The organism is Lentzea sp. NPDC004782, from assembly GCF_040609115.1.
Lineage (GTDB): Bacteria > Actinomycetota > Actinomycetes > Mycobacteriales > Pseudonocardiaceae > Lentzea.
Genome location: NZ_JBEXJN010000011.1, coordinates 1 through 18,686 on the forward strand (window position 1 = coordinate 1; position 18,686 = coordinate 18,686).

The window sequence follows — 18,686 nt, forward strand, 5'->3', positions numbered from 1 at the left end:
CCTTCATCCACCTGAGGTCGATGAAGGCGCCCTTCATCCACGACGCAAGTGCTCCTACCGGCCGGTGGCCGGCGGGGTGGTCGTCGTGCCGCGGCGCCGCGGGCGGGCCGTGCTGACCGCACCGGCGGCACTGGAGGAAGTGGCCTGAAAAGTTCTGCTTGATCAGCGTGACTTCGCTTGTTAACGTTCACAGCCGCTCGTGGCGCGGATCACAAGAAGACCGTGCTTTCGGCCCGCCCCGGGAACCGCGGCGGTCGTCAACATCGGTGTTGATCCGCTCTTGGAGCAGGCATGAGATTGTCGAGATCAGTGGTGCCCGTGGTCGTGCTGCTGGTTGCGGCGTGCGGTGCGCGCACGGCTGAGCCACAGGCGAGTTCCGCTGGTGGCGCGTTAGTGGGCGTGACGATGCCGACGACCTCGTCGGAGCGCTGGACCCACGACGGCGAGAACATCAAGCACGACCTGGAAGCGCAGGGATACCGGGTCGATCTGCAGTACGCGGAGAACGACGTCCCCGTCCAGGTGAAGCAGATCGAGGCTCAGATCTCCAAGGGCGCGAAGGTGCTGATCATCGCGTCGGTGGACGGCTCGGCGCTGACCCAGCCGCTGCAGCACGCCGCTGACGCCAGGATTCCGGTGATCGCCTACGACCGGCTGCTGCGCAACAGCCCGTACGTCGACTACTACGCGACCTTCGAGAACTTCCGGGTCGGCATCTACCAGGCCGAGTCGCTGCTGACCGGGCTGGGGCTGCGCACCGCCGACGGCAAGCCCGGTGCCGCGGCGGGTCCGTTCAACGTCGAGCTGTTCGCCGGCTCTCCGGACGACAACAACTCGACGTTCTTCTTCAACGGCGCCATGTCCGTGCTCAAGCCGTACATCGACAGCGGCGCTGTGGTGGTGCGCAGCGGTCAGGTGGACTTCCAGTCCGTGACGACCCTGCGGTGGGACGGCGAGACCGCCCGCAAGCGCATGGAGGAGCTCCTCGCCACGACCTACCGCCGTACCAAGGTGAACGGCGTGCTGTCGCCCTACGACGGGATCTCCCTCGGCATCCTCACCGCGCTGAAGAACAACGGCTACGGGCCTCCGTTCCCGATCGTGACCGGCCAGGACGCCGAGCTCGCCTCCGTGAAGTCCATCCTCGCCGGAGAGCAGTACTCGACGATCTACAAGGACACCCGCGAACTGGCCACCGCGACGGCGAGGATGGCCGACGCGGTGCTGAAGGGCCGGACGCCGCCGCAGGTGAACAACCTCAACGACTACAGCAACGGCGTCAAGGTCGTGCCGGCCTTCCTGCTGAACCCCGTGAGCGTGGACAAGGGCAACTACCACAAGGTCCTGGTGGAGTCCGGGTACTACACCGACGCCCAGCTCCGCTGACGTGTCGAATGTTCGACCAGGTGACGTCGAACGCGTGCGGACGCAATCACAGGGCGTTCTGTGAAGGACGCATCAGCATTCGATTGAACCATTTTGGTTGTTGACCTATCTGTTTTCGGCGATGACACTGCCTCTACCAGGGGAAACGTGGAGATCGTCACGAGCGGATACGGGTTTCGTCATTGTCCAGACCAACCGAGTTGAACATTCACAAGAGGTGCCCGGGGATTGTCCGGCGCTTCTGGTGGCGCACCGACCAGCGGTCGAGACTGGCGATGACGTCCGCCGGCGTCCTCATCGCGGTCGTCGCCACCGGGACGGCCGGCTTCGCCGGCGAGGTGCTGCCGCCCGAACACCCGAGTGCCGGGCCGGAAGCGGCCGTGCACCGCGGTGACTCCTTCGAGGCCGTGGTGCGAGCGGTGTCCGAGGTGGACTCCTTCGACGGTGTGGAGCCCGCCACCGGGCTCTTCTTCCGGGCCCACGTCGCGGGGCTGCTCAGCACCGGCTGCCGGCTGACGCAGTCGCGCGAGGCGGCGCAGAACCTCCTGCTCGGCAAGAACGTGCGGCTCGTGGTCCGCAAGGACGGCGTTTTCGACGGTGACCGGATGACGGTCGACGTGGTGCTGCCGGACGGCACGGACTACGCCCGCACCGTCGTGCACGACGGGTTGGCGCCCGCTGACCCGTCGGCCCGCGGTGATCTCGCCGTCGTCGACGCCGCGGCTCGCCGGGAACACCGAGGTCTGTGGGCGGTCAGCTGCGCCACCGCCGCGGCGACGTCGGCCACCGCCGCGACGACTTCCAACAGCTCCTCCTCACCGGTGCCGGCCACCACGACGACCGCCACGACCACCACGGATCCGGTCGTGCCGACATCGCCCTCGGTTCCGGTCACGACCAGCTCGCCACCTCCGGGCGACGGTTCCTGGATCGACGTTCTGCTGGGCCGGCCGTGTTTCGAGGAAGGCGCGCGGCGAACGTCCGCGAGCGGTGACGAGATGGTGTGCGAGCGCAACGGCCGGAACCGGTTGAGGTGGCGGCGTGTCCACTGAGGACCACGTCGACCTGTTCCGCGAGCAGGTCCCCGCCGCCGACCCGAAGCTCTGCCTCGCGGACGGCAGTCCACCTCGAGGCCTGACCGCCGAGGGCTGGGTGCGCACGACGGGATGGCTGCAGTTCGGTGACCAGCCGGTGAGCTCGGCGCTCATGGCGGCGTTGCTGGGGATGCTGGGGGCGATGGTCGGTGCGGTCTTGCTGCTCACCACGTTTCCAGTGGCCGCCGGTGTGCTGGTGGTCCTGGTTCCCGTGCTGTGCAGTGCCGTCTGGGGGACTGTGATCACCTGGGTGAGGCCCGCGTCCTCGGCCCGCAACATCGGCGCGAAACACGCGGAAGAGCTGGCGCCGGGCGACGTCGTCCGGCTGTACGGGTCGATCGGTCCGGTCGGTCAGGTCGTCGAGGTCACGTTCGAACTGGGCGTGCGCGTGGTTTTCCACGGCGGAGGACATCGCACCTGGGCTCGCCGTGAGGTGGTGCACGTCGCGGAGCTGCTCACGTGACCGTCTGCAAAGGACAGCCGGGGGCTGTGCGGTCGCTGTGGCTTGCCGCATCGGCGAAGTAGCCTGTGTTCTCGTGCGGACCTCCTCGTTGCTCCTGGACCGCCTGCACGCCGCGGGACTGCGCGATGTCACCGCCGTCGACCCGGTCGAGGGCGGCTTCGCGGCGCTCGCCGGTGTGGCGACCCGTCGTGGCGGGCCCGGGTTGTTCGTCAAGTCGTTCGCCGGCGTACCTGCGGACGAGGTGTTCGCCGCCGAGGCGGAAGGACTCGCGGCGCTGCGGGAGCGCGGCGGGCTCACCACGCCCGAGGTCGTGCTCGTGACCCGGGACCTGCTGGTGCTGTCGGTCCTGCGGGAACGGCCGGTGACGGAGGTCTTCTGGGAACAGCTCGCCCACGCGCTCGCACGGCTGCACACCACGACGGTGCACGACAGGTTCGGCTGGGAGCGCGACAACTGGCTCGGTCGTCGCCGGCAGGAGAACGCCTGGACCGCGGACGGGTACGAGTTCTTCGCCCGGCGCCGCCTGCTGCGGTGGCTGCCGGAGCCACGTGTCCGGGCGGCGCTGGACGAGGGTGACCGGCAGGCGCTGGAACGGTTGTGCGAGCGGCTGCCCGAGCTGCTGCCACCCCGGCCGGCCTGCCTGACGCACGGTGATCTGTGGTCGCACAACGTCCTCGCCACCGAGGGCGGTCTGCCCGCCGTGATCGACCCGGCGGTGTCCTTCACCTGGGCCGAGGTCGACCTGGCGCACCTGTGGTGCACTCCGCACCCGCCGGAGGCGAAGGGGTTCTTCGGCCTGTACGCGGAACTCACCGGCCTGGACGACGGCTGGCGGGCTCGGATGCCGTTGATCCAGCTGCGTCAGCACCTGGCCGTGATCGCCCAGTTCGACCACGACTGGGGCGCGGCGGAGGAGGTGCGGGCCGTTCTCCGGCCGTTCCGCCGCCGAGCGCGGTCGGCCGGCGGCTAACCTCTGCGGCTGTGCCGACTTCTCCCAACCGCCCGGGTCTGGCTTCCGCCCTGAGGTTCCTGACCGAGCTGGTCGCGTGGATCGCCACCCCGTGGGCGCTGTGGAGCGTCTCGCGGCCGCTGGCGATCGCCGCGGTGATCATCCTGATCGGACTGCCGACGGTGTTCGCCACGCCGGGGGACAAGCGGCAGGTGATCGTCGCCGTCCCAGGCCACGTCACGGTTGCGCTGGTGGTGCTGCAGATGGTCGCGGCGGTGGTGTCGTCGTGGTTCGCCTGGCACCCCGCGATCGCCGCGTGCGTCTCGCTGCTCGCGGCCGCCTCCGTCGTGACCGAGCTGCCGCGGTGGGCGTGGCTGGTATCAGTTCGCTCCGGCGACAGGACGCAGGAGGTATGACCGGAATGGAACGACGGTCGCGCTGGTCACCGGCGGCCAGACCGCGATCGCCGCGGTCGCGTCCCCGAAGACGACGCCGCGGGAGGTGGATGAAGGGCGCCTTCCTCCACCTGGTGTGGATGAAGGCGCCCTTCATCCACGTCACTGCCCGGCAGGTGAGGTTCCGGCGCCCCACAGGGCGATGATCTCGCTCGCCACCTCGGCGACGCCCTTGCCGTCGGTCGGCACGCGCACCACCCAGTCCGGCGTGTTCGTCTCCAGGTGGCGTGCGGCGGTGGCGCTGCGCGTCACGTGCGCCTCGTACTGGCTGCCCGTTTCACGCAGGCTCAGCCGCTGGTTCGCGATGTCGTCCGCGGCGGTCAGCAGAACCCCGGTCACGTCCACGTTCCCGCCCATCGCGTCGACGACCAGGTCGCGCTCCAGCACGCTCACGGTGTTGGTGTAGACGAGCCGCCGGTAGCCGAGCGCCGCGTAGTTCCCCCAGAGCGACGCCAAGTTCCTCCTGGTCATCTCCGTGCGGTTCGGGTCGTCGCGCGGTGCCGGGTGGGCCTGGTCGAGGAAGTCGCCCTCGATGTAGCAGTGGGAGACCTGCGCCTCCTGCAGCTGAGCCGAGATCTCCCAGGCGACGGTCGACTTGCCGACGCCGGACCGGCCGCCGATCAGCAGCACGGAGAACGGGTCGTCACGGTGCATTCAAACTCCTGCTTCGGTTGACTTGGTGTGTCGAGAATGTCAGTTCACGCGGTCGCTGGGAGCGCTTTCCCTGCGGAACGCGAGCCCCTGGCCCGTCGCCACGAGCAGGTTCGTGACCGCCAGCGCCACCCACAGGCCCGTCAGGCCCGCGTGCTCCGCGATCGGCACCGCTGCCAGGGCCAGTGCGCCGTAGCACGCGGCGAACACCACGAAGCTCGGCGTCGAGCGCTTCAGGCCGGTGAGGCCGAAGCCGAGGATCGCCTGCAGCCCGTCGCCGAGGACCACGAGCACCACCAGTACCAGCAAGGTGGTGACTGCGCTCGCCACCGCCGGGTCGGAGGTGAAGAGCGGCACCACGAACGGTCGGAACGCCATGATGACCGCACAGATCACCGTCAGGGTCGTCATCGCCGTCAGCAGGCCGGCGGAGATGCCGCGTCGCACGCCGCGCGGGTCGCCGCGGCTCGCACGGATGCTCACGATCGGCACGGACGCCTGCCCGATGGCCACCGCGGCGGTGAACATCAGGCTCACCAGCGAGGTCGCGATGTTGTGGACGGCGATGTCGGTTTCGCTCAGGCGTGCCGCCGCGAACGCGAGGACGCCGAGCACGCCGAACTTGACCAGGACCGTGCCGGCCATCGGGAGGCCCACCTCGGCGAGGCGCAGCAGCTGTCCGAAGTGGACTCGGGTGTCGATCGTCCCGGTGAGCCGGACGCCGAGGCGGCGGCGCAGCCCCAGCAGCGCGGTGGTGCTGCTGACGAGGTTCGAGATGAGCAACGCGATGCCCGCGCCGTTGAGGCCCAGGCCCGCCGCGGTGACCAGCAAGGGGGACAGCACCGCGGTGCACGCGGCGCCGGCCAGGCCGGCGTGCAGCACGACCCTGCTGTGTCCGAGGGCGACCAGGCCGGACGTCGCCATCGAGCCGAACCCGTTGATCAGCACACCTCCCGCCATCAGCAGGGGGAACGGGCCGAGCTGCGCGACGGCGGCGCCCGTGGCGTCGGCGAGCAGTGGTACGCAGGCCACGGCGGCAGCGCCCGGCACACCTGCGCACACCGCGAGCCAGGTGCCGTTGCGCACGACGCGCAGCACGCCGGCCGGGTCGGCCTTTTCGGCGGCGATGAACGGCATCACGCCGCGCACGGCACCGGAAACCGCGGCCATCGCCGGGAAGCAGACCGCCGCGGTGAGCCCGAACCCGGCCAGCGCGGCGGTGCCGAAGCGTCCCAGCGCCGCCGTGTTGACCAGCGCGCTCAACGACACCGCGATCATCGAGAGGTACAGCGGCAGGGCGACCTGGACGATCTCCCTGACGTCGGGCCAACGACCGGTGGCGGCATCGCTCGTCATGAGATCGATGATCTCGCAGGGTTCGGTCGGTCGGCCGTGCGCGGCAGCCGGCAGGTCTCGGCCACCGCGCCGGCGCCCTCGGCGGAGTGCGGCCTGGTTGCGTCTGGAGCCGTTCACCCACTCGGACGACACGGGCAACGCGGGAGGGTGCCGTTCTCGCGGGCGGCCGACCACTCGCCTTCGGTTTCCCGAAGTACCTCTCCAGGTCCGGTACCGCACCCGCGGTACCAGGCCCGGGTCGTATTCCAGCGAATTTCCGCTGACGCCCCCACCTGCACCTGTTCTGGCGGCCAGACCATTGCCTGGCCCATTCCTGGCAAATGGCTCGCGGGGTGTGGTAGAGGGCCTCCCCGCGCCCAGTTCCGCTAGGGGCCACGAGTCTCGGATTGGCTCTTTGCACCGCCTGTGTGCCGCATTATCGTCGGATCACGAGGGGCATTGAGACGACCTGGGAGGGGTTGTCACACCCACCCGCGCCGTGCGCGGGTCTTCGGGGGATTCGGTTTCGGCTGGACGCTGCGGTTGTTTCCGGCTGCGCTCTCCGAGGTGTGCACACCTCCCTCCTTGGGCTTGTTCACTGAACACAAACTAAGGAGAAACTCGTGTCAGCAGGAACGGAAAAGCTGGACCGCACGCGTCTGGAGAAGTTGGCTGCGGACCTCATGGAGGAGCAGTTCCAGCGGGTTCCGCAGATGCGTGAGTTCCACGCGGGCGAGTGGATCGACCGCGATTACTACATCCGCCACGTGATCGAGACGGTCCTGCGGATCCGCCTCAACAACGAGGTGGACACCTACGCGCTGTTCAAGGTCGGCTCGAAGGACGACACGCTCGCCGCCAACCTGGCCAAGTACCTGGCGGAGGAGTTCGGCCACGAGACCATGTTCACCCGCGACCTGAAGAAGTTCGGGCTGTCCGCGGAGGAGCTGGAGACCTACGACGTCTTCCCGACCACCAAGCAGCTCATGGGCTACCTGCGGCTGGCCGCCGACGACCGCGGCCCCGCGCCGACCACGGTGTGGGACTGGTTCGTGGAGTGGTACTCCGACCGGTACAACCAGATCATCACGAACAAGGCCACCGAGGTCTTCGGCAAGGAATTCACCCGCGGCAAGCAGGCGCACCTGGACTTCGACGAGTCGCACGACCACGACGAGCTGATGTTCCGCACGGTCTCGCGCGCGGTGGAATCGTTCGGCACGGCCGAGCAGGCGTATTCCGACCTGGTCACCTTCGTCAACCTGATCGGCGACTACTTCGCCGAGCTGTACAAGACGACGGTGGCCGACAAGGAGCTCTCCGCAGTCTGAGTCAGGTGCCCGGAGGTGGTTCGGCGTGCCAGGTGAGCCACCTCCACCGGGCCTGGTTTTCCCACAGCGCAGAAAGTTGAGTGTTCATGGCTGGTGTGCAGCCGGGTCAGGGCCGCCGAATTCTCGTGATCGAGCCCATGGGGGCGGGCCTGGGGCTCGTCCGGGTGGGGCGTGAGCTCGGGTTCGACATTGTCGTGGCCACGTTCAACGGCGACGACAGGGTCATTTCGGCGGACGATCTCGCCCTCGCCGAACTGGTGGTCCAGGTGGACACCAACGACGAGGCCGCGCTGACCGAGATCGCGGTGGACCTGCACGCGCGGCGTCCGTTCACGGCGATCCTGCCGGGGTTCGAGTTCTACGTGGACGTCGTCGCCCGGCTGGCGGACCGGCTCGGGCTGCCCGGCCTGCCCGCGGCGAGCGTGCTCGCGTTGCGGGACAAGGCGGTCATGCGCGAACGGGCGCAGGCCGCGGGACTGCGGGTGCCGCGCCACGTCCGGGCCACCAGCCGTGCCGAGCTGCTCGCGGCGGCGGAGGTGGTCGGGTTCCCCGCGGTGCTGAAGCCGACCGACTCGGCGGGCAGCGTGCACGTCAGCCGGGTGGACGGCACCGAGGAGCTGTTGCAGCGCTACGAGTTCATGACGTCCGATCCGCGCACCGACCTCGGTCGCAGACTGGACGGGAAGGTGCTGCTGGAGGAGCTGGTGGCCGGGCCGGAGGTCAGCGTCGAGGGGTACGTGACCGGCGACGAGGTGGTGATCGTCTCGGTCACGGCCAAGCTGCTCGGGCCCGAACCGTACTTCGTCGAGGTCGGCCACATCGTGCAGGCGGACCTGGACCCGGCGGTCCGCGCCGACGTCGAGTCCTATGTGGACGAACTGTGCCGGGCCCTGCGGCTCACCACGGGCCCGTTCCACTGCGAGCTGCGGCTGCGGCCGGACGGCCCGGTCCTGATCGAGATCGGCGCCCGGCTGCCCGGCGGCCACATCGCCGACCTGGTCGAGCTGGTCACCGGGGTGTCGCTGCCGCGGGTCATGCTCGCCGCCTACACCGGGCTCGACCTGGACCAGGTCGCGGCGCTGGGCACGCCGAAGGTCAAGTGCGCCGGGCTGCTCGGCTTCACGGCGACCGGGGAGCGGTTCAGCGGGGCGCACGGCCTCGACGAGCTCCGCGACTCGCCCGACGTGCTGGAGCTCCAGGTGTACGTGCGACCGGGCGACCCGCTGCCGCGGCCGGACGACTTCCGCGCCCGGCTCGGCCACGTGATCTTCCACGCCGACTCGTACGCGGCCGCTCTGGAGCGCTGGCGAGCGATCGAGAGAGAGGTGCGTTTTGTCTGAACGGCCGATCTACCTGGTGCTGAACAGGTTCGACGACGAGTTCGGCGAGTACCACCGGTTCACCGAAGGCCTGGACTGCGAGCTGGTGTACCTGACGTTGCCGGCCGGACTGGCCGTGCTCGACCAGGACGGTGCGCTGCAGACCGTCGTCGTGGAGAGCCTCGACCTCGACACGGTGCTGCCGATCGCCCGGGACCTGGTTCGGCGGCACGGCGAGTTCGCGGGCGTGGTCGGCATCTCCGAGCGGGACGTGCTCACCGCGGCCCGGCTGCGGATGGAGCTGGACACGCCGGGCTGGACACCGGAGTACGTCACCCGGTTCCTGGACAAGCCGCGGATGAAGGAACTGGTCGGCGGGGCGGGCCTGCGGGTGCCGAGGTACCTGTCGCTCGACCCGGACACCGACGCGCGGGCCGTGGTGGCGCGGCTCGGACTGCCGGTGGTGCTCAAACCGCGGGCCGGCGCGGCATCACGCGGTGTGTCGGTGCACCACGACGTCGCCGGGCTGGCCGCCGCGCTCGCCGAGGTGGACCCGTCCGGCCACGAGTGCGAGGAGTACGTCGAGGGACAGGTCCTGCACGCGGACGGTGTCCGGCGGCACGGGAAGTTCCACTACGTCAGCGTGTCCGAGTACATCGACACCTGTCTCGGCTTCACCGAAGGACGATCGCTGGGCTCGGTGCTGCTCGACGCGAGCGCCGAACGGGACCGGATCGCCGAGTTCGCCGGGCACTGCCTGGACGCGCTCGGTCAGGAGGACGGCGCTTTCCACCTGGAACTGTTCCGCACCGGCACCGGGGAGCTGGTCTTCCTGGAGGTCGGCATGCGGCCGGGCGGCGGCGAGATCGGGTTCATCCACCGCGACGTGCTCGGCATCGACCTGTTCGGCGAGGCGTTCCGCGCCGCGCTCGACCTGCCACCGCTGACCATGGCCGAGGAGTTCGCCGACCCGTCGGGCGGCGGCTTCGTGATGGTGCCCGAACGCGGGCCGCTGCCGAGCCGGGTGGTCTCGCGCAGCTCGATGGCCGGCGTGGTGCCCGAGGTGTACGCGGAGGTGCTGCCCGAGGTCGGGTCCGTCTTCGACGGCAAGGGCGGCTACTACCACATCGGTGGCCGGTTCCGGTTGCGCGGCAGGGGTTACGCGGACGTGCACCGGGCGGCGACCGAGATCATCGAGAACTACGAGCTGGTCGTGGTGCCCGAGGGGCCGGGCGCGGACCGGAGGAGGACTGGGGCATGACCGAACGGGGGGAGGACGCCGGCGCCGTACGCGTCGCGCTGGCGGAGAAGCTGACCGGGGACGAGTTCTCCTGCGTCGCCGGCAAGACCGCGTGGCTCAGAGGAACCGTGGTGCACCAGCACTTCGGTGAGATGAGCGCACCCGCGACGACCCGCGAGCTGCACGAGGCCGTCGTGGACTTCGTCGCCCACAAGGACGAGATCGACCCGCTGATGGCCACGTTCGCGGCGAGCTTCGCCGGGCCGTTCGGGCTCACCGAGCAGGAGTTCGAGACCGCGCTGTGGCAGCAGCTGCAGGACCTGCACGAGCTCGACGCCACCCGGTTCGGCTGGGACCCGGCGGTCGACTCCGACCCGGCGTCACCCCGGTTCGGGTTCAGCCTCGGCGGCCACGCGTTCTTCGTCGTCGGCCTGCACGCCAACGCGTCCAGGACCACCCGCCGGTTCCGCTACCCGACGATGGTGTTCAACTCGCACCTGCAGTTCGAACGGCTGCGGGAACGCGGTGCGTACACCCGGATCCAGTCCCAGGTGCAGGCGCGGGAGATGGCCCTGCAGGGCTCGCTGAACCCGAACCTGGCCGACTTCGGCGAGGCGTCCGAGGCCGCCCAGTACTCCGGCCGCGCGGTGGAGGACGACTGGACCTGCCCGTTCCACCCGAGGATCGCGGCCAACCTGTCCGGGGAGGCGCGGTGACCGGCTGGGTGGTGGTGACCGGGGCGTCGTCGGGCATCGGCCGGGCGATCGCCGAGGGGTTCCTCAAGGAGGGCAGGCGGGTCGTCGCCGTGGCACGGCGGGCGGACCGGTTGACCGAGCTGACCGACGTCCACGGCACGGATCAGCTGCGCGTCGAGGCGGTCGACGTGCGCGACGAGGACGCCGTGCACGGACTGCTCGCCGGTCTCGACGTCGACGTCCTGGTCAACAACGCGGGGCTGTCGCTCGGGCTCGGCCCGCTCTCCGACGGCGACCCCGGCGACTGGCGCACCATGATCGACACCAACATCGCGGGCGTGCTCGCCTGCACCAGGGCGGTGCTGCCGGGCATGCTGGCGGCCGGCTGCGGGCACATCGTCAACCTCGGCTCGCTCGCCGCCGAGCACGAGTACTTCGGCGGCAACGTCTACGCGGCGAGCAAGGCCTTCGTGCACCACCTGTCCGCGAACCTGCGCGTCGACGTCCAGGGCACCGGGATCAGGGTGACCTGCGTCGCGCCGGGCATGGTGCGCACCGAGTTCGCCCAGGTCCGGTTCAAGGGCGACGCCGAACGCGCCGACGCGCTGTACACCGGCATCCAGCCACTGTCCTCTGTGGACGTCGCGAACGCCGTGCTGTGGGCGTGCAACACCCCGCCCCACGTCAACATCAACTACGTCGAGCTGATGTCCGTCGACCAACCGTTCGGGCTGTCGCTGAGCCGCTCGAACACCAGAAGGGAATCGCCGTGAGCGCCGTCCGGTCCTACACCGACTTCGCGCAGTTGGAGGAGATCGTCGTCGGCAGCGCCGCGAACCTGCACGTGCCGCCGGTGGACATCTCGCAACGCCACTTCTTCGGACTGGAGCCCGACCACGTCGACGCGGCCGCGCCCGCCGACCTCGCCCGCGCGGTCGAAGAGGCCGACGAGGACCTGGCGACGCTGGGCCGGACGCTGGAGTCGTTCGGCGTCAAGGTGCGCAGGCCCGAGCCCGCCGACCACTCGCGCCCGCTGTCGCTGCTGGAGTGGCGGACCACAGCCGGGCACGCGCTGATGCCGAGGGACTGCCTGCTGGTGATCGGCGAGACGATCATCGAGGCGCCGATGCCGGTCCGGTCGCGCTACGCCGAGACGTTCCCGTTCCGGTCGTTGCTGCGCGAGTACTTCGAGAGCGGCGCGCTGTGGCTCGCCGCGCCGAAACCGCAGCTGCCCGACAGCACCTACCGGTTCACGCCCGAGGGTGCCGTGCTGGACGAGCTGGAGCCGCTGTTCGACGCCGCCAACATGATCCGCTGCGGGCGGGACGTGTTCGTCAACATCAGCAACACCGCGAACCGCATCGGCGCGCGCTGGCTCGCGCGGGTGCTGGGCCCCGAGTTCCGGGTGCACGAGATCTCGATCTGCGACGACCACGTCGGCACGACGATCCACCTGCTCAAGCCCGGCGTGCTGCTGGCCAACGCGGGCAGGCTCAGCCCCGACGACATCCCGGCGCCGTTGCAGGGCTGGAAGACCCTGTGGTTCGACGAGCCGGAGGACGACGGCTTCGCGCTGGACTGGGCGCGCGCGTCCACGTGGATCGGCATGAACATCCTGTCGGTCAACGAGGAGACCGTGATCGTGCCGGACAGGCAGACCGGTCTCGCGCGGCTGCTGGAGAAGGAGGGCTTCACGGTCGTGCCCGTGCCGTACCGCCACGGCCGCACCTTCGGCGGCGGTTTCCACTGCTGCAGCCTCGACGTGCGGCGCCACGGCGGGCTCGAGTCCTACCTCTGAAGCTCCTGATGCCCGCGCGTTCGCCGTCGATGAAGGGCGCCTTGCTCCACCTGAGGTGGATGAAGGAGCCCTTCATCGAGCACCGGGCACGGCGCGCACCGGGGCGAACTTTGACTAGGGGGAACGGCAGTGAAGGAAAGAGTGGACGTGATCCTCACCCGCACAGGGGGAGGTGAGATCATCGACGCGACGTTCCGCCGCGCCCGCTCGTCGGACGTGGGGGCGATGCACGAGCTGTCCAAGCCGTTCGTCGCCGCGGGCCAGCTGATCGAGCGGGACATCGAGCTCTTCGACGCCTCCGTCGAGGACTTCCACGTCGTGGAGATAGACCACGAGATCGCCGGTTGCGCGGGCATCCGCCGGTTCGGCGGCCTCGCCGAGATCTTCAACGTGGCGGTGGGCGAACGGTGGCAGGGCCTCGGCCTCGGCCGGTTCCTGCTGGCCAGCATGCTGATCGTGCTGGCGGAGGAGGGGTTTTCCGACGCGCTCGTGTTCACCAGGACCACCAGGGACTGGTTCGCGCGGCACGGTTTCGCCGTGCTGGACGCCTCCGCGCTGCCGGCCGAGCGGATCGCCATGATCGACCCCGAGCGCGAGTCGGTGCCCATGACGCGGCCGACCGTGCGCGGGGAGGACGGTGTGGACGTGGTGCCGCAGCTGGCCGGCCTGCGGGTGAAGTTCGCCGCGTCCGGGGTCGAGCTGGACTGGGACGGGCGGATCGACTCGCTGCTGCCGTTCGCGGAGAAGAACGGCATCGAGGTGGACTCGCTGTGCTGGGGCGGGGTGTGCGGCACCTGCAGCACCAAGCTGACCTGCGGCACGGTGAGCTACCACCTGCAGCCCGAAGTCACGCCACCGAACGGTGAGGTGCTGCTGTGCATCGCCCGGCCGGTGACCGACCTGGTGCTGGACCTGTGATGGCGGGCGTCGTGGTGACCGGGTTGTGGCGGTACCCGGTGAAGTCCGTAGGCGGGGAACAGGTCGAGCGGCTGCGCTTCACGGCCGACGGCGTGCAGGGCGACCGGGCGTTCGCCATCGCCACGCGGACCGGCGGCCGCGTGCTCACCGCGCGCCGGTCGCCGGAGCTGCTGGAGGCCACCGCGCGCCGGCTCGGCGACGCGGTGGAGCTGACGTTGCCCGACGGCAGCACGGTGCACAGCGACGACCCGGAGAGCGCCGACCGGCTCAGCGACTGGCTGCACCTCGACGTCGAGCTGCGCCGCCCGTCCGGGCAGGCCGTGCAGGTCGAGGAGTACCTCACGGAGTCGGCCAAGCTCGCCTCGTTCGAGCTGCCGCAGTGGGGGTTCGTCGACGAGTCGCCGGTGCACGTGCTCAGCGAGGACCTGCTGGCACAGGGCCGTGAGTGGCATCCGGACGGCGTGTGGGACGTGCGCCGGTTCCGCCCGAACGTGGTGCTGTCCGCGGGCGAGCTGCCGCAGCGGGGCCCGATCGCGGCCGGACGGGTGCTGCTGGACGTGACCGGGCCGTGCCGCCGCTGCGTGATGATCTCGATGGCGCAGCGGGGACTGGCCAAGGACCGGGAGCTCCTGCGGGCCGTGGTGACGCGGTCGGACAAGACGTTCGGCGTCTACGCGAACGTGTTGCGCACCGGTGTGGTGTGCACCGGAGACCAGGTGGCCACCCCCGAGGCCGAGCCGGGGTTCGTGGCCGTGTCCAGAGGAGAACGGGGGATCCGATGAACGAGGTCACGAGGAAGTACAACGAGTCGTGCCGCGCACCCGGTGGCGGGCTCTCGCGCGTCGTCCGGCGAGTCGAGCGCGACCCGTCGCTGCGGCACGGCGGCCACCGCTGCACGCTGAGCAGGCCGCTGTTCGTCGACTCCGCCGAGATCGCCGGCTTCGGCGCCGACCTGCGCCGGATGCTGGAGCTGCTGACGTCGCTGCCGGAACGAGTCTTCGACGGGGACCTGGACCGGTTCTGCGCCGCGCTGGGCGTCGAACCGAGCCGCGCCGCGCTGATGAGCCGGTTCGGCGGCCGCCCGCCGCAGTTCGTCGGACGGGCCGACGTGCACCGCGACGAGCAGGGCTACAAGATCCTCGAGTTCGGCATCGGCAGCGAGCTCGGCGGGTGGATCTTCGCGGGCGACCTGCCCCGCGCGATGCTGGAGGCCGACGAGTTCGCCGCGTTCGCGGCGGCCAACCGGCTGGACTTCGTGGACACCGGCCAGGAGCTGGCCGCCGCGCTGCGCGAGGCCTCCGGGGTGGCCGAGCCGGTCGTGGCGCTGGTCGAGGCGAGCGGCGCGCTGTCGACGTGGGGCGACACGTGGTTGCTGATGCAGCAGGGCATGCAGAAGCTCGGCGTCGACTTCCACGTCGGCGAGCTGCGCGACATCACCGAGCGCAACGGCCGGATCATGCTCGGGCAGGTGCCGGTGGACGTCGTCTACCGGGTGTTCGAGGCCGCCGACGTCTGCCACGAGGCGGAGGAGATCGCGCGGGTGGAGCTGATCGCCAAGGCCCACGAGGACGGCCGGGTGGTGCTGTGGACTCCGATGGAGGCCAACCTCTACGGTGAGAAAGGTTGCCTCGCACTGCTTTCCGACCCGAGCTGGGGTGGCGCGTTCACCGCGGAGGAGCGCGCGCTGATCGACCGGATGCTGCCGTGGACCAGGTCGCTGAACCGCGGGTCCACTGTGGACGTTCAGCGGCTCGTCGAGGAGTGCCGCAACCGCCGCGAGGAGCTCATCCTGAAGCCGAACTCCATGTACGGCGGCATCGGCGTGGTCGCGGGCTGGGAGGCGACGCCCGACCAGTGGTGGACCGCGCTGCGGCACGGCGTGGCCAACGGTGCCATCGTGCAGGAGCGGGTGACGGCCGTGCCCGACGTGGTGGTCAACCCGGAGACGGGGGAGGAGGAGCGCTGGCGGACGTTGTGGGGGCCGTTCTACACACCTCGCGGCTATGCGGGCGCACGGTGCTGGATGGTCCGTGAGGACGGCCCGGCGGTCATCGGCCTCGCGCAGGGCAAGGAGGTGCTCGCGGCCGGCGTTTTCCACTGCGACAACTCGACTTCCTGACATTCACAGAGGCGGCGTCACGTGACCGATTCCCCACCGGAGACGACCGAACGCCCGCGGCGCGCGGGCGTGGGCCGGGACTTCTCCTTCCAGATCTCCGCAAGCCTGTTCTCGACGCTCGGTGACGGGGCGCTGCTCGCGGCGCTGCCGCTGCTGGCCAAGTCGCTCACGTCGGACGCCCGGCTGATCGCCTGGGTGTCGGCCGCGGCGACGTTGCCGTGGCTGGTGCTGTCGGTGCTCGGCGGTGCGATCGCCGACCGGTTCGACCGCAGGCGCCTCATGATGGGCGCCCAGGTGGCGCAGGCACTCCTGGTCGGTGTGGTGGCCGTGCTCGCCACCCTGCACCTGACCGAGATCTGGATGCTGTACCTGCTCGCGTTCGGGCTCTGCTGCGCGGAGATCCTCTTCACCAACTCCAGCCAGGCGCTGGTGCCGAGCATCGTGCCGCACGAGAAGCTGGAGACCGCGAACGGACGCCTGGTCGCCACGGTCTCGGTGTCGAAGGAGTTCGCCGGTCCGCCGCTGGGCGCCGCGCTGTTCACCTTCGCGATGCCGTTGCCGTTCTGGCTCAACGTGATCACGTTCTCGCTGTCGGTCCTGCTGCTCTCCCGCATCCGGGCCAGGCCCGCGGCGGCGGTGCGGACCGAGCGGTCCTCGTTGTTCGGTGACGTCGTCGACGGCCTGCGGTGGCTGGGCAGGCACCGGTTGCCGCTCACCCTCACGGTGGTGGCCGGGGCCGGCAACTTCTGCGAGACGATGGCGTTGTCCACGCTGGTGCTGTTCGCCCACGACGTGCTGCACGTCGGCGACCGCGGGTACGGCGTCCTGCTGGCCGCCATGGCCATCGGCGGCATCGTCGGCAGCCTCGTCGCCGGCCGGGTGGTCGACCGGTTCGGCGGGCTGCGGGTCGCGGTCGCGGTGCAGATCGTCGGTCCGCTCGTGTGGCTGTCCATCGGGCTGTTCGGCCGGGACGCGATCACGGTCGTGGTGCTGTTCAGCGTGTTCTCGGTCGCGCTGGCGATGTGGAACGTGGTGTCGTACTCCACCCGGCAGCGGGTCGTGCCGGGCGAACTGCTCGGCCGGGTCAGCGGGGCCGGCCGGATGGCGTCCTACGGCGGGCTGCCGCTCGGCGCGCTGGCAGGCGGGTTCCTCGCGCAGCAGTACGGGCTGATCGCGCCGTGGATCGTCGGTGCCCTGCTGAACATGGTGGTGGTCGCGTTCGCGGTGCCGACCCTGATCCGGCACTGGGAGCGGTGACGCGGCCGCCGCGCCGCGTCACCGTCCCCGTGGTGTGACTCAGAGGAACCCGTGCCCGCTGGTCATGGCCAGGCTGCGGTCCGCGGACCGGCGGGGCACGGGTGCCTGGTGGTCCGGGCGCCGGGCGTCGTGGTCGTTCATCACCTGGTCGAACGCGGCCGCCAGCCGCACGACACCTTCGCGCGCGGTCGCCTCGTCGTGCACGAACGGCAGCCGCAGGTAGTTGTCCAGCGTGCTGTCGGCACCGAAGCGCGAGCCGGGCAGCAGCCGCACGCCGTGCTCGGGAGCCACCAGCGCGAGCCGTGAGCTGACTCGGGCGCCGAGGTCGATCCACAGGCTGAGCCCGCCGTCGGGCAGGCGGAACGACCACCGCGGCAGCAGCCTGCGCACCGCGTCGGCGAGGACGTCCCTGCCCTGGCGCAGCGACCTCCTGCGTTCGCGCAGCACGTCCGCGTACGACTCCAGCAGCCGGCAGGCGATGATCTGCGGCACGATCGAGTTGCCCGCGTCGGCGGCCGCGCGCAGCGTGACCAGGCGGGAGATCAACGGCGCGGGCGCGCGCACCCAGCCGAGCCGCAGCCCGGCCCAGACGATCTTGCTGAAGGAACCGATCATGATCACGTGCGGGGACCGGTGGGTGGTGGTCGGGCGCAGCGGACTGTCCTCGTCCAGTGCCAGATCGGACAGCGTCTCGTCGAACACGACGTGGCCGCCGGCCTTCTCGGTGCTCGCGATGACGCGGTTTCTGGTCTCCTCCGGCATGACCAGCCCGGTGGGGTTGTGGAAATCCGCCATGAAATAGCTCAATGCGGGCTTGCGCCGGCTGATGGTTGTTTGTATGAGGTCCGTGTGCCAGTCCGACCCGTCCAGCCCTATCATCAGCGTCTGCCGATTCAGACTGCGCACCGCGTCGACGGCATTCGGATAGGTGGGGCTCTCCATCAGCACCTGGTCGCGTTCTTTGGTGAGCAGCCTGATCAGCAGGCCCCAGGCGTGTTGTGCCCCGGCGGTGACCATGACCTCGCTCGGGCTGGTCGGCAGGCCGAGCGAGGTGTAGCGGTCGGCCAGCAGCCGGCGGAGCTGGGAGATGCCCTGCAGGTCGTAGCCGGCGTCCTCGACGTTGCCGCCGATGTCGTCGTGCAGTGACTGGGTCGCGTCGAAGAAGGACGTCGACGCCTGCGGCGAGGCGATCGTGAAGTCGATGGCGTCGCGGTCCTGGCCCGCCGGTATCCACGACGCGATCCGGTTGGACTGCTGGTGGTCCGCGGGGATGGTGATGAAGCTGCCGTTGCCGCGCAGGCTCTGCAGGTAGCCCTGCTCGCGCAACAGCCGGTACGCCGCGGTCACGGTGTTGCGGCTGATGCCGAGCTGCGGGGCGAGGCTGCGTTCCGCCGGCAGCCGGCTGCCCAGCGGCAGCCGGCCGTCCATTATCAGCGTCCGGAACGCGTTGGCGAGGTCGAGATATGCCGGACCCTGGGATTGCCAGCGTCCGAGCATTCTGTCCAAATGGCTCGCATTCAGAGAGTAGGTCATGGTGACGAGATCTCCCCAGTGTGAGTGCGTTGCGGGCGCATGAGATCAGTTGCGCCTCCCCCCTTGTCGGCCACGCTACCCAGTTTTCGGCTCGATGGCCGCTCTATATGTCCGTTGTTGGACTCCCGGGCCCCCTGAAATTT

General features: G+C 70.0%; 18 protein-coding genes. 15 read left to right on the plus strand and 3 right to left on the minus strand.

Going from position 1 to position 18,686, the window contains the following annotated elements; translation table 11 throughout:
* Positions 1–291 precede the first annotated feature (291 nt).
* From chvE to ABZV40_RS12680, 5 genes are all read left to right on the plus strand, one after another.
* Positions 292–1,386, plus strand: coding sequence for a multiple monosaccharide ABC transporter substrate-binding protein (gene chvE / locus ABZV40_RS12660; protein ID WP_355439200.1), 1,095 nt, complete (start codon positions 292–294; stop codon positions 1,384–1,386).
* A 275-nt stretch (positions 1,387–1,661) separates the two neighbouring features.
* Positions 1,662–2,438, plus strand: a complete 777-nt coding sequence (locus tag ABZV40_RS12665; RefSeq protein ID WP_355439203.1) for a hypothetical protein — start codon at positions 1,662–1,664, stop codon at positions 2,436–2,438.
* Positions 2,428–2,943, plus strand: coding sequence for a hypothetical protein (locus ABZV40_RS12670; RefSeq protein WP_355439206.1), 516 nt, complete (start codon positions 2,428–2,430; stop codon positions 2,941–2,943). The genes ABZV40_RS12665 and ABZV40_RS12670 overlap by 11 nt, the downstream gene beginning before the upstream one ends.
* Before the next feature lie 73 nt (positions 2,944–3,016).
* Entirely contained in the window at positions 3,017–3,913 is an 897-nt protein-coding gene (locus ABZV40_RS12675; protein ID WP_355439209.1) for a fructosamine kinase family protein, read from the plus strand.
* Positions 3,914–3,924: 11 nt separating this feature from the next.
* A complete protein-coding gene (locus ABZV40_RS12680) occupies positions 3,925–4,308 on the plus strand; it encodes a hypothetical protein (protein ID WP_355439212.1) in 384 nt (127 codons plus the stop codon).
* Between the two features lie 141 nt (positions 4,309–4,449).
* On the opposite strand, the gene ABZV40_RS12685 is transcribed toward ABZV40_RS12680, so the two are convergent.
* Positions 4,450–5,001: a hypothetical protein gene (locus tag ABZV40_RS12685; protein WP_355439215.1), complete on the minus strand. Its 552-nt coding sequence runs from the start codon at positions 4,999–5,001 to the stop codon at positions 4,450–4,452.
* 39 nt (positions 5,002–5,040) lie between these two features.
* On the minus strand, positions 5,041–6,354 hold the full coding sequence (locus ABZV40_RS12690; RefSeq protein WP_355439218.1) for an MATE family efflux transporter: 1,314 nt from the start codon (positions 6,352–6,354) through the stop codon (positions 5,041–5,043).
* Positions 6,355–6,956: 602 nt separating this feature from the next.
* Here ABZV40_RS12690 and ABZV40_RS12695 point away from each other — a divergent pair.
* From ABZV40_RS12695 to ABZV40_RS12740, 10 genes are all read left to right on the plus strand, one after another.
* Positions 6,957–7,664 (plus strand): iron-containing redox enzyme family protein, encoded by a 708-nt coding sequence (locus tag ABZV40_RS12695; RefSeq protein WP_355439221.1) that lies wholly within the window; start codon positions 6,957–6,959, stop codon positions 7,662–7,664.
* Between the two features lie 86 nt (positions 7,665–7,750).
* Complete coding sequence (locus ABZV40_RS12700; RefSeq protein WP_355439224.1) at positions 7,751–9,004, plus strand: ATP-grasp domain-containing protein; 1,254 nt, start codon at positions 7,751–7,753, stop codon at positions 9,002–9,004.
* Complete coding sequence (locus ABZV40_RS12705) at positions 8,997–10,244, plus strand: ATP-grasp domain-containing protein (protein WP_355439227.1); 1,248 nt, start codon at positions 8,997–8,999, stop codon at positions 10,242–10,244. The genes ABZV40_RS12700 and ABZV40_RS12705 overlap by 8 nt, the downstream gene beginning before the upstream one ends.
* On the plus strand, positions 10,241–10,939 hold the full coding sequence (gntA, locus tag ABZV40_RS12710; RefSeq protein WP_355439230.1) for a guanitoxin biosynthesis heme-dependent pre-guanitoxin N-hydroxylase GntA: 699 nt from the start codon (positions 10,241–10,243) through the stop codon (positions 10,937–10,939). The genes ABZV40_RS12705 and gntA overlap by 4 nt, the downstream gene beginning before the upstream one ends.
* Positions 10,936–11,691: an SDR family NAD(P)-dependent oxidoreductase gene (locus ABZV40_RS12715; protein ID WP_355439233.1), complete on the plus strand. Its 756-nt coding sequence runs from the start codon at positions 10,936–10,938 to the stop codon at positions 11,689–11,691. The genes gntA and ABZV40_RS12715 overlap by 4 nt, the downstream gene beginning before the upstream one ends.
* Positions 11,688–12,716 carry an amidinotransferase gene (locus ABZV40_RS12720; RefSeq protein WP_355439236.1) on the plus strand — a complete coding sequence of 343 codons (1,029 nt, stop codon included), beginning with the start codon at positions 11,688–11,690 and terminating at the stop codon, positions 12,714–12,716. Before ABZV40_RS12715 ends, ABZV40_RS12720 begins: the two co-directional genes overlap by 4 nt.
* 129 nt (positions 12,717–12,845) lie before the next feature.
* Positions 12,846–13,634 carry a GNAT family N-acetyltransferase gene (locus ABZV40_RS12725; RefSeq protein WP_355439239.1) on the plus strand — a complete coding sequence of 263 codons (789 nt, stop codon included), beginning with the start codon at positions 12,846–12,848 and terminating at the stop codon, positions 13,632–13,634.
* Positions 13,634–14,416 (plus strand): MOSC N-terminal beta barrel domain-containing protein, encoded by a 783-nt coding sequence (locus ABZV40_RS12730; RefSeq protein ID WP_355439242.1) that lies wholly within the window; start codon positions 13,634–13,636, stop codon positions 14,414–14,416. The genes ABZV40_RS12725 and ABZV40_RS12730 overlap by 1 nt, the downstream gene beginning before the upstream one ends.
* The gene (locus ABZV40_RS12735) at positions 14,413–15,753 is read left to right on the plus strand and encodes a hypothetical protein (protein ID WP_355439245.1); all 1,341 of its coding nucleotides are present in this window, start codon (positions 14,413–14,415) and stop codon (positions 15,751–15,753) included. The genes ABZV40_RS12730 and ABZV40_RS12735 overlap by 4 nt, the downstream gene beginning before the upstream one ends.
* Positions 15,754–15,774: 21 nt before the next feature.
* A complete protein-coding gene (locus tag ABZV40_RS12740; protein WP_355439248.1) occupies positions 15,775–17,010 on the plus strand; it encodes an MFS transporter in 1,236 nt (411 codons plus the stop codon).
* A 39-nt stretch (positions 17,011–17,049) separates the two neighbouring features.
* On the opposite strand, the gene ABZV40_RS12745 is transcribed toward ABZV40_RS12740, so the two are convergent.
* On the minus strand, positions 17,050–18,543 hold the full coding sequence (locus ABZV40_RS12745) for a PLP-dependent aminotransferase family protein (RefSeq protein ID WP_355439250.1): 1,494 nt from the start codon (positions 18,541–18,543) through the stop codon (positions 17,050–17,052).
* Between the last annotated feature and the right edge of the window lie 143 nt (positions 18,544–18,686).

Coding starts and splice junctions, on each gene's coding strand:
- chvE (WP_355439200.1), top strand. CDS start 292: ATGAGATTGTCGAGATCAGTGGTGCCCGTGGTCGTGCTGCTGGTTGCG.
- ABZV40_RS12665 (WP_355439203.1), top strand. CDS start 1,662: ATGACGTCCGCCGGCGTCCTCATCGCGGTCGTCGCCACCGGGACGGCC.
- ABZV40_RS12685 (WP_355439215.1), bottom strand. CDS start 5,001: ATGCACCGTGACGACCCGTTCTCCGTGCTGCTGATCGGCGGCCGGTCC.
- ABZV40_RS12690 (WP_355439218.1), bottom strand. CDS start 6,354: ATGACGAGCGATGCCGCCACCGGTCGTTGGCCCGACGTCAGGGAGATC.
- ABZV40_RS12700 (WP_355439224.1), top strand. CDS start 7,751: ATGGCTGGTGTGCAGCCGGGTCAGGGCCGCCGAATTCTCGTGATCGAG.
- gntA (WP_355439230.1), top strand. CDS start 10,241: ATGACCGAACGGGGGGAGGACGCCGGCGCCGTACGCGTCGCGCTGGCG.
- ABZV40_RS12730 (WP_355439242.1), top strand. CDS start 13,634: ATGGCGGGCGTCGTGGTGACCGGGTTGTGGCGGTACCCGGTGAAGTCC.
- ABZV40_RS12735 (WP_355439245.1), top strand. CDS start 14,413: ATGAACGAGGTCACGAGGAAGTACAACGAGTCGTGCCGCGCACCCGGT.
- ABZV40_RS12745 (WP_355439250.1), bottom strand. CDS start 18,543: ATGACCTACTCTCTGAATGCGAGCCATTTGGACAGAATGCTCGGACGC.